Below are 13,288 nucleotides of genomic sequence, written 5' to 3' on the forward strand. Positions count from 1 at the left end.
TGCGTACGCCGTACGCGCGAGCTGGGTACAGTGTACGCATGAAGGTTGTATTACGAAAACGAGTCATGGGATGACCGAGACGAAGCTCACCCGCACCGCGATCGTCGACGCCGCGATCGCCCTCGCCGACGCCGACGGACTCGACGCGGTATCGATGCGCCGCATCGCCGACCGCCTCGATGTGGGCACCATGTCGCTGTACCGGCACGTGGCGAACAAGGACGAACTCATCGCGGCCATGACCGACGAGATCGCCGCCCGGCACCCCTACCCCGATCCCGCCGGTCGCGGGTGGACGTGGCGCGACCGGGTGCGCATCGCCGCGGAGATCGATTGGGAGCTCTATCAGCAGCATCCGTGGGTGCTGCTCACTTTCGCGGTCCCCCGCTACAGCTTCGGCCCGCAAGGCCTCAACAGCCTGGCATGGCTGGTCGAAGGCCTGCGCGAACTCGACGTGACCGCCCGCGAGGCCACCACGATGGGATTCTCCGTCTGGAACTACATCTCCGGCGCCAGCTTGCCGGTGGTCGGCGGCGCACTGCTCGCCGAGAAGCGCACCGCCACCGACGACACCAACGGACTGCGCGATCTCCTCGAGGGGAAACCCTCCTTCCCCGTCCCGCCGGCGCTGGCCGAGCTCGAGGGCGCCGGGGTGAGCGACCTGACCTCCGAGGACCTGCTGTTCCTCGGCCTCGAAGCACTCTGCGACGGTTTCGCCGCCCGGGCCGTCCGTCACGCTTGACCTCGAGCACCGTTCAGGTTGAACACTGACGTCATGCATGCGATTCAGCTCCACGAGTTCGGTCCCGCCGAGAACCTGCGCTACGCGTCGATGCCGGATCCGGCACCGGGCCCGGGTCAGGTCCGCATCGACGTGGCGGCCTGCGGGGTCCACCTCGTCGACACCGCGTTGCGCCGTGGTGAGCCGGGCCCGTACCCGGTACCCGAGCTACCGACGGTCCCCGGCCGCGAGGTCGCCGGAGTCGTGGACCGCGTCGGCGACGGTGTCGACGGTGCCCTGCTCGGTACGCGTGTCGTCGCCCACCTGGGCACCGCACCCGGCGGCTATGCCGAGCTCGCGGTCACCGAAGCCGAACGCCTCCTTGCCGTTGCGGACGGCGTGAGCTTCAGCGCCGCCGTCGCGATGGTCGGCACCGGTCGCACGGCGCTGGGCATTCTCCAGTTCACCGAACTCGATGCCGACAGCATCGCGGTCGTAACCGCGGCGGCCGGCGGGATCGGCACCCTGCTGGTCCAGTACGCCGTCGCCGCGGGCGCCACAGTGGTCGGGCTCGCGGGTGGACCGGACAAGGTGGCGATGGCGCGAGCCAACGGCGCCGATATCGCAGTCGACTACACACTGCCGGATTGGCCGGCGAAGGTACGCGCCCAGCTGGGCGGCCGAGCCGCGACCGTCGTGTTCGACGGCGTCGGCGGGCCGGTCGCCGAAGCCGCCGTAGACCTGCTCGGCCGCGGCGGCGCCCACCTGGTTTTCGGCTGGTCGGCGGGCGCTCCGGCACAGGTGGACACCGCCGCGCGCGGCATCACCTCCGAAACCGTGCTCGGCCCGCCGATGATCCAGCGGGCGGGCGGTGACCTGCGCGTCCTGTCCGAACGCGCCCTGGCCGGCGCGGGCACCGGCTTGTTCCGTCCCGCAGTGACCGAATTCCCATTGGCCGAGGCCGCCACCGCCCACCACGCTCTCGAATCCCGCTCCACCACAGGCAAAGTCGTGTTGATCCCCTGACAGGTCGAGATCATCGGGCTCCGGCGGTGGTGATCCGGCCGGAATCTCCGGTACCCGGGCCTGATGATCAACCGACCAGCTCACCGGTCGTCGGGCGCGTCCCCGAATGTCGGACGACGGGGCGAGGGTCGGTGGTGAAGACTGGACCTATGACCGACGCGCAGCCGCCCGCCGATCGTCGCCTCGCCGCTCAGTCGCTGGCCGCGAACGATCCGACCGGATGGTTCGAACCGCTCTACGCCGAGGCCGCCGCGGGGACCTCGGTGGTTCCGTGGGATCGCGACGTCCCCAATCCCCTGCTGGTCGACTGGCTCCGCACCGCCACCCTGCCGCAGGGAGCGCGGGCCGTGGTGATCGGCTGCGGATACGGCATCGACGCCGAATTCGTTGCCTCCCAAGGTATCCGAACCACGGCCTTCGACATCTCCCCCACCGCGATCCGTGGCGCCCGTGCCCGATTCCCGCATTCCCCCGTCACCTACAAGGTCGCCGACCTCCTCCACCCGCCGCCGACCTGGCTCCACGCCTTCGACCTGGTCGTCGAGTCGATCACCGTTCAATCCCTGCCCCTGGACGTCCGCACCCACGCCATCACCGGTATCCGGGACCTCCTCGCACCCGGCGCGACCCTGCTCGTGATCGCCGACATCAGCCAGACCCCCGCGACCGCCGGCCCGCCCTGGCCGCTCACCCGCGCCGACATCGACTCTTTCACCGCCTCCGACCTGACCCCGGTCCGGGTAGAAACCGTCTCTCGTGCCGACGCCTCAGGTCTGCACCGCTGGCGGGCGGAGTTCCACCGCCCGCCGCGCACCGCCGACTGACACCGGGCAACGCCAGGCAGGAGCGGTCCGCGGGGGCGGCCGAACGCGGACCGAGCGCGCGAATCGCGATCAAGACCAGGCCCAGGGCCGCGTACAGCGTGAGAATGTCGCCGTCCCCCAGACGGTAGAGCGCCGAATCGGCGCCTCAGACGCCGGGCGCAGCGTTCTGTACGGGGCGACGCCACGTTGGGACGGTCAGGTAGGTCGCGGCGCGGAGCAACCACTCCACCGGGCCGTACGAATGACCGCGCAGCCACCAGGCGCTGAACGCGAGCTGGGCGGCGAAGGTGAGCAGGGCGATCGCGATGACGCCCAGGGGTGCGATGTCATCGGCGAGGGCTAGGCCGTATCCGGTGTAGACGAGCATCAGCACCACGGATTGCCCGATGTAGTTGGTAGCGGCCATGCGCCCCGCCGGGGCGAGGATCGCAGTGAAGCGGCCCAGGCGTGCGGACTGCGCGGCCAGCAGGACCGCGGCGACATAGGCGAACGTCATGAACGGGTTCGCCAGCATCTGCAGGCCGTGGATCACCGCGGGGGCGTGCCACCAGGTCATCGACTCGGCGAAGGTCATCGCCGAGATCGGAACACCGATGCCGAAGCCGATCACGAGTGCGCGAAAGGACCAGCGGCGCAGCGTATCCGGATCCGCGAACAGGTTGCGTTTGCCCGCCGCCATGCCGATCAGGAACATCGCCAGGCTCGGTACGCCCTGACTGAACCAGATCAGCAACAGGAACACCGGCGCGATGGCCGTCTGCGCGGAGAACGTCGATGCGAAGTCCGCGGTGTAGTCGGCCGACATCGCGGGCAGGTCGACGAGCTCGCCGAAGGCGAGAAGACCGGTACTGCCGGGCAGGAAGCTCCACGCCGACCACGTCGCGTACAGCACCACACCGGTGATCACCGCGGTCCGCGGCCGCAATTTGCGCAGCGCGATGAGGGTCAGGCACAGGAACGCGTACAGGGTGAGGATGTCGCCGATCCACAGCAGGTAGACGTGGACGAGTCCGATCGCCATCAGCGCGGCACACCGCCGCAGCAACCGCCGCACCGGCGAGGCCCCCGCCCGCTGGGCCGCCGCGATCTGCAACGTGAACGAGTACCCGAACAGAAACGCGAACAGCAGGTAGAACCGCCCGGCGAACAGCGCGTCGACGGTGGCCCGTACCAGCAGATCGACGGTGCCGCCGAAACGCAGTACCGGATCCTCGCGCGTTCCTACCACCGACCACAGCGAGGTCGCCACGACCACGTTGGTGATCAGGATCCCGAACAGGGCGAACCCACGCAGGATGTCGACCTCGGCGATCCGCGATCCGGATCGCACTGCGGGCGAGCGTGTTCCGAGCGCGTCTGCCATGCACCGAGGGTACGCACGCCTCCCGGTCACATTCGTCCACCGTGCGAGCTATTTTCAGGCCCTGTCGGAGTGACCCGCTCTCAGCCCTGCGAGGTATTGACAGCCGGGTCCGACCATGGGCATCCCTGAGCCACCCGCGCCCGTCACGGTGCCACAATGGAGCACGATCACGCTCGGCAGGGACTCGCAACCACCACGGAGGCGGACATGCAGGCAGTTGTCATCGATGAATTCGGCGAACCGAAGGATGTGCTCACCGCACAGCAGGCGCCCACCCCCGAGCCCGGGGCGGGTGAGGTGCGGATCGCGATGTCGCTGTCGCCGATCCACAACCACGATCTGGCGATCATCCGCGGCGTCTACGGCTATCGGCCGCCGCTGCCCGCGATCCCCGGAACCGAGGCGGCCGGCGTCGTCGACGCGGTCGGCCCCGGTGTCGACGCACTTCAGGTCGGTCAGCGGGTGGCGATCGCCGGCGTCCGCGGCGCCTGGGCGGATTCCTTCGTCGCCCGCGCCGAACAAGCGGTGCCGATGCCGGATTCCGTGCCCGACGAGACCGCCTGCCAGCTGCTCGCCATGCCGCTGAGCGCCCTGATGCTGCTCGACGATCTCCAGGTGCGGGCCGGTGAGTGGATCGTCGTGAACGCCGCCAACGGCGCGGTCGGTCGCCTGCTCAACCTGTTCGCGAAGGAACGCGGAGTGCGGGTGCTGAGCCTGGTCCGCGGCCAGTCGTCGGTGCAGGCGCTGGAAAAGCTCGGCTACGGTCCCGTGCTCGACACCGAATCGGTGGGCTGGCTCGCCACGGGGGCCGACATCACCGGTGGCGAACCGATCGTGCGCGCCGTCGACCAGGTCAGCGGTCCGGCCGCGGGTGATCTGATGGCGCTGCTCGCCCCGCGCGGTGAACTGATCTCCTTCGGCGCGCTGTCGGGCAAACCGCTGATCATCGACACCGGCGCCGTCATCTTCAAACAGGCTGTGGTGAAAGGATTCTGGGGCCAGCAGCGCAGTTCCGACATCGACCGGGCCGACTACGTGCGGTTGATCACCGAACTCGTCACCCTCGCCGCCGACGGCACCCTGCGACTGGATGTCCAGGCCGATTTCGCGCTCGCGCAGGCCGCCGAGGCCGCGGTGGTGTCCGAAACTCCCGGCCGCAACGGCAAAGTGGTCCTGCACGCCGGAACTCGCTGAACGCTCGGCCGGGCGGGTGAACGCGCCACTCGCCCGGCCGAACTCTTTCCGGACTCCCAACAGCAGGCGAAATTTCCGCGATGGGCTGTTCCCGCGCGCCGTCAGCGGGCAGGATTCGCCGCAGGAGCAGCGGCGACGCCGCGCCGCTGCCGAGCAGAGGACTGAGCCGATGACCGCAGCACAGGCCCCCAATCCCGACTTCGCACAGCTGGTCCCCAGCGTCGTGCTGTCCATGCCCGCCGCCGCGCACCTGGGTTTCCACTTCAGCCGGGTCGAGCCCGGCGACGTCGAGATCGTGCAACCACACCGGCGCGAACTCACCCAGCACGACGGCTATTTCCAGGGCGGCGTCCTCGGCTCGCTCGCCGATTTCGCCGCCGGCTCGGCCGCGGGCACGCTGCTGCCCGCAGGCTGGGTGAACATGACCATCGACTACACCGTGAAGATTCTCGCGCCCGCCAAAGGGCCGAACGTGGTCGCCCGCGGCCGGGTGATCAAGCCGGGCGCACTGCTCACGATCGCCGCCGCCGACGTGTTCTCGGTGGAGGAATCCGGCGAAATCCTGTGTGCCACCGCGCTGGTGACGATGCGCAACGTTCGCCTCGCGGCGGCCTGAGCACCGGCGGCGAGCGACCCCATGCCGGTCATCACTCTCGACGATGTTCCGATCTCCTATACCGACACCGGCGCTCCCTCTGGCACACCCGACGCCGCCACCGTGGTCTTCGGCCACGGATTGTTGTTCGGTGGCTGGATGTTTCGCGCCCAGCTCGAGGCCCTGCAAAGCGACTACCGGTGCGTCACCCTCGACTGGCGAGGTCAGGGCGATACCCCACCCACCGCCGGCGGCTATGACATGGACACTCTCGCTGCCGACGCGGTGGGGGTGATCCGCGCTCTCGACGCGGGCCCCGTGCACTGGGTCGGGCTGTCCATGGGCGGCTTCGTCGGCCAACGACTGGCCGCCAGGCACGGCGAACTCCTGCGATCGCTCACGCTTCTCGACACCAGCGCTCAGGCCGAGGATCCCGCCAAGATCGGCGAATACCACCGGCTGGCCCTGGCGCTGCGCTGGCTCGGCATCCGCCCCATCGCCGGCCGGGTGGCCACGCACCTGTTCGGCCCCTCGTTTCGGGCTTCCGGCACCGGCAAGGAAGTCGTCCGCGAGTGGTCGCGTCGCCTGGCCGGAATCGATCGTATCGGCACCCGCGACGCCGTCCACGGTGTCACCGAACGCGGCGCCGTCGACGGCGAACTCGCGGCGATCACCGTCCCCACCCAGATCATCGTCGGCGCGGACGACGCCGCCACCCCGCTCCCGCATGCCCGCCAGATCGCCGCGCTCATCCCGCATGCCCGGCTCCACACGATCCCCGCGTGCGGTCACTCGAGTTCCCTCGAACAACCGGAGGCCGTCACCGAACTCCTTCGGGATTTCCTGGCATCGGTCGAGTCGAGCACCTCGACGACGGAGCCACGCACCACCTGAACGCGAATTCGTGTTCGTCACAGGGCTTTCCGTGCTTCCGGTGTGTACGGTCGATGCGCGTTCGGCCCGGCGCGGGTACCGTCGATTCGATGGCCGACCTCACCGCTTCCGCCCCTGTCGAGTCCATCGGCGCCGACTTCTTCGACGATCCGCACGCGCAGTACCGCCGGTGGCGCGCCGAGGGCCCCGTCCATCGGGTTCGCTTCCCCGACGATGTCGTGCGCTGGGTGGTCGTCGGCTATCCCGAAGCCAAGATCGCGCTCGCCGACCCGCGCTTGGGCAAGGACGCCGTGCAGCTCAACGCGATCCTGCACACCAAGCGCGACACCACGGCGACGGACCCGAATATCGTCGCGCTCCTGAGCCATATGCTCGGCACCGACCCGCCCGCGCACACCCGCCTGCGCAAGCTCGTGAACAAGGCTTTCACCAGCCGCCAGGTCGCCCTGCTGCGACCACGTATCGAGCAGATCACCGCGTCGCTGCTGGATGCGATGGGTGATCGCGACGAGGTCGATCTGATGAACGATTTCGCCAATCCCCTTCCGGTGACGGTGATCTGCGAGCTGCTCGGTGTCCCGTTCGAGGATCGCGCCGATTTCCAAGCCTGGACCAAGGCCCTGGTCACGGTGGTGGGCGAGGGCGAGCAGGACGAGCGTCCCGCCGCGTCGGCCGCGATGGTCGGCTATCTCGCGAAGCTGGTGCGCACCAAGCAGTCCGCGCCCGCCGAGGATCTGCTGTCCCAACTGGTCCTCGCGGACGAGGAGGGCGATCGGCTCACCGATCAGGAACTGGTGTCGATGGCGTTCCTGCTGCTGGTCGCGGGCCACGAGACCACGGTGAACCTCATCGGCAACGGCGTCCTCGCCCTGCTCCGCAACCCCGAGCAGTGGCAGGCCCTGCGCGCCGACCCCACCGGTGTCCCCGCCGCGATCGAGGAATTCCTGCGCTTCGACGGCCCCGTCGACATGGCCACCGCCCGCTATACCGCGGAACCGGTCGCACTGGGCGACACCGAGATCCCCGCAGGCGAGATCGTCTACGTCGCCCTCTCTGCCGCCAACCGCGACCCCGCCCGCTTCGCCGCCCCCGACACCCTCGCCACCGACACTCCCACCGCCGGCCACCTCGCCTTCGGCCACGGCATCCATTTCTGCGTCGGCGCCCCCTTGGCCCGCGTAGAAGCCGAAATCGCCTTCACCGCACTCCTGCACCGCTACCCCGACCTGACCCTCGCCCCCACCGCCGACCTCCGCTGGCAAACCAGCACCCTCATCCGGGGCCTACTCGAACTACCGGTCCGGCTGCGCTGACGCCGCTGACCGCCACCACGATGTAGATCGGCGCCCCGGTGGGGCTTTCCACCATCGGCCGATCACCCGGTGACAGCGTCGCCGAACCCCGCCAACGACTGACGACCACGACGAGCACCGATGGTGCGGTTCGTGGGTCGGTGGGGTCGAGATGATTGGACCGATCGACGTTCACTATCGCCCCGGCGCGGGGGCCGTGGCGGGCTCGACACTGGGCGCATGGCACGACTGCAGATCGAAGCGGTGTCGAAGAAGTTCGATGCCGAGTACGCGGTGCGCGAGGTGAGTCTCGACATCGCCGATGGTGAGTTCATGGTGTTGCTGGGGCCCAGTGGCTGCGGCAAGTCCACGTTGTTGCGGATGATCGCGGGGCTGGAGGAGCCGAGCGCGGGGCGGATTCTGGTGGGCGACGTCGACGTGACGGACGCGGCGCCACAGCGGCGGGATCTGGCGATGGTGTTCCAGAGCTACGCGCTGTATCCGCATCTTTCGGTGGCGCGCAATATCGGGTTCCCGTTGCGGGCCCGGCGCAGGCCACGGGCGGAGATCGCGCGGCGGGTCGCCGAGGTGTCGGCGACGCTGGAGATCTCGGCGCTGCTGGAGCGACGCCCGGTCGCCCTGTCCGGCGGACAGCGGCAACGAGTCGCGCTGGCACGCGCCATGGTGCGCGATCCCGGCGCGTTCCTGATGGACGAACCGCTGTCGAACCTCGACGCGAAACTGCGCAGCGCGACCCGCGCCGAACTGATCGCGCTGCACCAGCGCCTCGGCGCGACCTTCCTCTACGTCACCCACGATCAGGTCGAGGCGATGACGATGGCGACGCGCATCGCGCTGCTCAACCAGGGCCGCATCGAACAGTGCGGCACCCCGGAGGAGCTCTACGACCGCCCGCGCTCGACCTTCGTCGCCGGCTTCCTCGGATCGCCGCCGATGAACCTGTTCCCCGCCGTCGTCACCGCGAGCGACGGCCATATGACGGTGATGGCCGACGGCATCGATGCCGCCCTGGACATTGCCGAGGATTCCGGCGACGCCACCGCCGTCGTCGCCGGAATCCGCCCGGAACGCCTGCGGATCGACGACACCTCGACCGATGTCCGCGGGCGGGTACGGATGGTCGAGAACCTCGGCAGCGAAGAACTCGTGCACCTCGAGTCCGGCCTCTGCGTGCGCGCGGCGCGACCGGCCGGTGTCCGGGTGGGCGAGGACATCGCCTGCCGCGTCGACCCCGCCGACATCCACCTGTTCGACCCCGACACCGGCCTGCGGCTGACGTGGCAAGCGCCCAGCTCCCCCGCGGAACCGGCCGTCGACGCGGCCGCGATCCCCGTCCCCTGATTTCGGCACCACCCCGATGACAAGGATAGAACCACGATGAAACGCACACTGCCCGCGCTGGGCGTGGTGTTCACCGCCGCCCTCGCCCTCACCGGTTGCGGCCTCGGCACCACCGGGTCCACCGACGCCACCACTACCGCGCAGATTCCCGAACTGGCTGCCGACCAACAGGTTTCGATCGTCTTCGAGTCCTACAGCTACGGTGTGGCGGGCGCCTGGACCGACACCTTCAACGCCCTGATCGCCGACTTCGGTGCCAAGCACCCCAATATCAAGGTCACCGCGCAGAAGCCGCAGGGCAACAGCCCCAACCCGGCCACCGACACCGTCTCCAGCATCCAGAACCAGATGGTGGCGGGCACCCCGCCCGACGTCGCCCAGCTCGGCTTCTCCGACCTGGACTTCACCATCCACCAGCTCAAGGCCAAGCCGCTGGACCAGCTGGTCGGCGCACCGGAAGTGAAGCAGAACTTCGACGGCGCCCGGCACGCGTACGCGCCCCGCGCCCGCACCCTCGACGACTGGGACGGCCACACCTACGGCGTTCCGTTCGTCTTCTCCACGCCCGTCCTGTATCTGAACGCGTCGCTGTTCGCCGAGGCCGGTCTCGATCCCGCCAAGCCGCCCACCACCTGGGACGAGGTCACCACCGCCGCGAAGGCGATCGCCGACCGCACCGGCAAGGGCGGGGTCTACATCGACTGCCTGACCAAGACCGCCAAGGACTGGTGCTTCCAGTCGCTGGTGCGCTCCAACGGCGGCCGCGTGATCTCCGAGGATCGCAACACTCTCACCTTCGCCGACGCGCCCGCCGTCGAGGTCACCAAGATGGCGCAGAACCTCGTGAACAGCGGCAGCATGCCCAAGCTCAATCAGAAGCAGGGCTACGAGGCGTTCGGTCGCGGCGAGATCGGCATGATGCTCGAAACCAGCGCGTTGCAAAGCGTTTTCGTCACCGGGTCCAAGGGCAAGTGGGACCTGCGTTCGGCGCCGATGCCCGGTTTCGGCAGCAAAGCCGCCGTCCCGACGAATTCCGGTGCGGGCCTGCACATCCTGTCCAACGACCCCGCGAAACAGCGGGCCGCGTGGGAACTGATCAAGCACCTGACCAGCGAGGATTCCTACAAGAAGATCGCGCAGAACATCGGCTACCTGCCGCTGCGGACCGGCCTGCTCGAGGAAGCGGGTGGGCTGAAGGAATGGGCCGACCAGAACCCGCTGCTGCGCCCGAATGTCGCGCAGCTGGCGAACATGGAGCCGTGGGTGTCGATGCCGGGCAACAACTATCTGCAGATGCGCGACGGCATGATGGACGCCGTCGAGGCCGTCGTGTTCCAGGGCGCCGACCCGCAGTCGACGCTCACCGCCGCCCGCACCGCGGGCACCGAACTCATGCCGAAGTCATGAGCGGGCTGACGATCGTCCAGATCACCGACACCCACCTGCGGCCCGAGGGCGAACTGCTCCACGGTGTCGACACCGCCGCCAATCTGACCGCGGTGCTCGACCGGCTGCGCGAATTCGGGCAGCGCGTCGACGTGCTGATCTTCTCCGGTGATCTCAGCGACAACGGTTCGCCCGAGGCCTACCGGCGGTTGCGGGCCGCGGTCGAGCCCGTCGCGGCCGATCTCGGCGCCGAGATCGTCTACGCGATGGGCAATCACGACGAACGCACCGCCTTCGGCACCGAACTGCTCGGCCGCGACACCGTGGACCCGGATCTCCCACACGACCAGAGTGTCGAGATCGCGGGCGTGCGGATCATCGTGCTGGACAGCACCACACCGTTCCAGCACGACGGCAAGCTCGAGCCGGAGCAGCTGGCCTGGCTGGCCGAGCAGCTGCGCACCCCCGCCCCGCACGGCACCGTGCTGGTGGTGCACCATCCGCCGCTGCGTTCCCCGCTGGCCACCCTGGACTTCCTCCGGCTCAAGGACGCCGAGCAGCTGGCCGAGGTCGTGGCGGGCACCGATGTCCGGATGATCCTGTGCGGACACAACCACCTCACCGGCGCGTCGGCGCTGGCCGGGATTCCGGTGTGGATCGGTCCCGCGACGGCCTACCGGGTGGACCCCATGGCACCGGCGGGCAGGCACCGCGGTTTCGTCGGATTCGGATTCAGCCGCGTCGACGTCACGGAGTCGACAGTGCTGGCCACCGCGATCGACGCCGCTCCGGCGCCGAAGGTCTATGACCGGCCGGAGTCGGAGATGCTCGAGCAGATCGCGGCGATCGTCGCCGCGCGGGCGGCGGTGCGGTAGATGTTCGTCATCGATGCGCCGGCGTCGCCGGTACCGCCGGTCGCGGCGACACCGGTGCGCCGGCGCCTCACCCGCCGCCATGTGGCCCGGTTCGTCGCGCCCTACCTCTATCTGAGCCCGGCACTGGTGCTGCTGGTGGTGTGGACCTATCAACCGCTGGTGCAGGCCCTGCAGCTGTCCACCTACTCGTGGAACCTGCTGCCGACCGCACCGATGACACCGGTGGGCACCGCGAATTACGAACGGCTGCTGGACCTTCCGGCGTTCTGGGGCGCCCTCGGTCGCACCGGGACACTGATCCTGGGCCTGTTGCCGTTCACGGTGGTGCTGCCGGTCGTGATCGCGATGGCGAGCAGACGAGTCACCGGTCGGGCGCGCACGATCTATCAGGCACTGGTGTTCGCGCCGTTCCTGGTCGCGCCGGTCGCGGCGGCGGCGGTGTGGCGCTGGTTGCTGCATCCGGGGACGGGCTTCCTCGCCCAGGTGACCGGTTCGGACCGCAACTGGGTGTACGAGACCGCGACCGCGCAGGGCGTGATCATCGCGATCACCGCCTGGCACCTGATCGGCTTCGCGGTGCTCGTGGTGTGGGCGGGCCTGGCCGGCATCAGCGGTGACTACGACGAAGCGGCCAGGGTCGACGGCGCCTCACCCGGTCAGATCCGGCGCTGGATCACCCTGCCGCTGCTCTCGCCCACTGTGCTGTTCCTCGTCCTCACAACCGTGTTGCTCAGTCCCACACTGACTTTCCCGCTCATCGACTCGATGACCCAGGGCGGTCCCGCGCAGGCCACCACCAATATCTACTACCTGCTCTGGGATTACGCCTTCCACAGTTTCGACGCCGGTTTGAGCGCCGCGGCCGGTGTGCTGCTGTTCTTCGGCTTCGGTCTGGTGGCCGCGCTGCTGGTCTGGATCTCGGAAAAGGTTGCTGTCCATGACGATTGAACGACTGCGCGGGGCGGGCAGCCACCTGCTGCTCGCCGCCACGGCGCTGGTGTGCGTGTTCCCGATCTACTGGCTGTTCGCGACGTCGCTGCGCAGACCCGAGGACGTCACCTCGCTGTCGCCGATCCCGTGGCCCCTGTCGACCGCCAACTATCTCGACGCGGCGCAGAAGGTCGACATCGCCGGTCTGATCGCCAACACGTTCTTCGTCGCGGTGCTCTCGGCGGCGGGCCAGCTGCTCATCGCGTTGCTGGCGTCGTACGCGTTCGCCATCTACACCTTCCCGCTGCAGAAGCTGCTGTATCTGGCGTTCGTCGGGGTGTGGCTGGTGCCGTTCCAGGTGACGATGCTGCCCAACTACATCCTGCTCAACCAGCTGGGCCTGATCAACACCCTGATCGGCGTCGTGCTGCCGACGCTGTGCTCGGCGCTGGCGGTGCTGCTGTTGCGCCAGCACATGTCGGCGTTCCCGAAAGAGCTCATCGCCGCCGCGAAGATCGACGGGCGCTCGTCGTGGTCGATCCTGTGGACCGTGGTGGTCCCGAACCTGCGACCCGCGCTCGCCGCGCTCGGCATCCTGCTGTTCATCAACGCGTGGAACGAGTACTTCTGGCCCGCGGTCGTGCTGCGTCAGTCCAACAGTGTGCTGCAGCTGGGACTGCGTAGTTTCATGGGCACCGAAGGCGATCAGTGGGGGCCGATGATGGCGCTGGCGGGTCTGGCCTGCCTGCCGGTGCTGCTGCTGTATCTGGTGCTGCAGCGCCACATCGTCAATGCGTTCGTGCGGTCGGGACTGAAATGAACGACG

The 13,288-nt window shown here is 68.8% G+C and carries 13 protein-coding genes; 12 read left to right on the forward strand and 1 reads right to left on the reverse strand.

The window, feature by feature from the left end:
- The first annotated feature begins 70 nt into the window (after nucleotides 1-70).
- The 3 genes from ACFQ9R_RS02815 (at nucleotide 71) to ACFQ9R_RS02825 (ending at nucleotide 2,571) form a co-directional block, all read left to right on the forward strand.
- Nucleotides 71-742 (forward strand): TetR/AcrR family transcriptional regulator, encoded by a 672-nt coding sequence (locus ACFQ9R_RS02815; protein ID WP_378988372.1) that lies wholly within the window; start codon nucleotides 71-73, stop codon nucleotides 740-742.
- Between the two features lie 33 nt (nucleotides 743-775).
- Nucleotides 776-1,747: a zinc-binding dehydrogenase gene (locus ACFQ9R_RS02820; protein ID WP_378988374.1), complete on the forward strand. Its 972-nt coding sequence runs from the start codon at nucleotides 776-778 to the stop codon at nucleotides 1,745-1,747.
- 149 nt (nucleotides 1,748-1,896) lie between these two features.
- Complete coding sequence (locus ACFQ9R_RS02825; protein ID WP_378988376.1) at nucleotides 1,897-2,571, forward strand: class I SAM-dependent methyltransferase; 675 nt, start codon at nucleotides 1,897-1,899, stop codon at nucleotides 2,569-2,571.
- 145 nt (nucleotides 2,572-2,716) lie between these two features.
- Here ACFQ9R_RS02825 and ACFQ9R_RS02830 read toward each other — a convergent pair whose 3' ends face one another.
- Nucleotides 2,717-3,934, reverse strand: coding sequence for a DUF418 domain-containing protein (locus tag ACFQ9R_RS02830; protein ID WP_378988378.1), 1,218 nt, complete (start codon nucleotides 3,932-3,934; stop codon nucleotides 2,717-2,719).
- Between the two features lie 207 nt (nucleotides 3,935-4,141).
- Between ACFQ9R_RS02830 and ACFQ9R_RS02835 the strand changes: the two genes are divergently transcribed.
- From ACFQ9R_RS02835 to ACFQ9R_RS02875, 9 genes are all read left to right on the forward strand, one after another.
- Nucleotides 4,142-5,128, forward strand: coding sequence for a zinc-binding dehydrogenase (locus tag ACFQ9R_RS02835; RefSeq protein WP_378988380.1), 987 nt, complete (start codon nucleotides 4,142-4,144; stop codon nucleotides 5,126-5,128).
- Nucleotides 5,129-5,297: 169 nt separating this feature from the next.
- Entirely contained in the window at nucleotides 5,298-5,744 is a 447-nt protein-coding gene (locus tag ACFQ9R_RS02840; RefSeq protein WP_378988382.1) for a PaaI family thioesterase, read from the forward strand.
- 21 nt (nucleotides 5,745-5,765) lie between these two features.
- Nucleotides 5,766-6,617 carry an alpha/beta fold hydrolase gene (locus ACFQ9R_RS02845; protein WP_378988384.1) on the forward strand — a complete coding sequence of 284 codons (852 nt, stop codon included), beginning with the start codon at nucleotides 5,766-5,768 and terminating at the stop codon, nucleotides 6,615-6,617.
- Nucleotides 6,618-6,706: 89 nt separating this feature from the next.
- A complete protein-coding gene (locus ACFQ9R_RS02850; protein ID WP_378988386.1) occupies nucleotides 6,707-7,930 on the forward strand; it encodes a cytochrome P450 in 1,224 nt (407 codons plus the stop codon).
- A 219-nt stretch (nucleotides 7,931-8,149) separates the two neighbouring features.
- Complete coding sequence (locus ACFQ9R_RS02855; RefSeq protein WP_378988388.1) at nucleotides 8,150-9,271, forward strand: ABC transporter ATP-binding protein; 1,122 nt, start codon at nucleotides 8,150-8,152, stop codon at nucleotides 9,269-9,271.
- 36 nt (nucleotides 9,272-9,307) lie between these two features.
- Nucleotides 9,308-10,678 (forward strand): ABC transporter substrate-binding protein, encoded by a 1,371-nt coding sequence (locus ACFQ9R_RS02860; RefSeq protein ID WP_378988390.1) that lies wholly within the window; start codon nucleotides 9,308-9,310, stop codon nucleotides 10,676-10,678.
- Nucleotides 10,675-11,532: a metallophosphoesterase gene (locus ACFQ9R_RS02865; RefSeq protein WP_378988392.1), complete on the forward strand. Its 858-nt coding sequence runs from the start codon at nucleotides 10,675-10,677 to the stop codon at nucleotides 11,530-11,532. The genes ACFQ9R_RS02860 and ACFQ9R_RS02865 overlap by 4 nt, the downstream gene beginning before the upstream one ends.
- Nucleotides 11,533-12,480: a carbohydrate ABC transporter permease gene (locus tag ACFQ9R_RS02870; RefSeq protein WP_378988395.1), complete on the forward strand. Its 948-nt coding sequence runs from the start codon at nucleotides 11,533-11,535 to the stop codon at nucleotides 12,478-12,480.
- A complete protein-coding gene (locus tag ACFQ9R_RS02875; RefSeq protein ID WP_378988397.1) occupies nucleotides 12,470-13,282 on the forward strand; it encodes a carbohydrate ABC transporter permease in 813 nt (270 codons plus the stop codon). Before ACFQ9R_RS02870 ends, ACFQ9R_RS02875 begins: the two co-directional genes overlap by 11 nt.
- The last annotated feature ends 6 nt before the right edge of the window (nucleotides 13,283-13,288 follow it).

The organism is Nocardia sp. NPDC056541, assembly GCF_042794235.1.
Lineage (GTDB): Bacteria > Actinomycetota > Actinomycetes > Mycobacteriales > Mycobacteriaceae > Nocardia.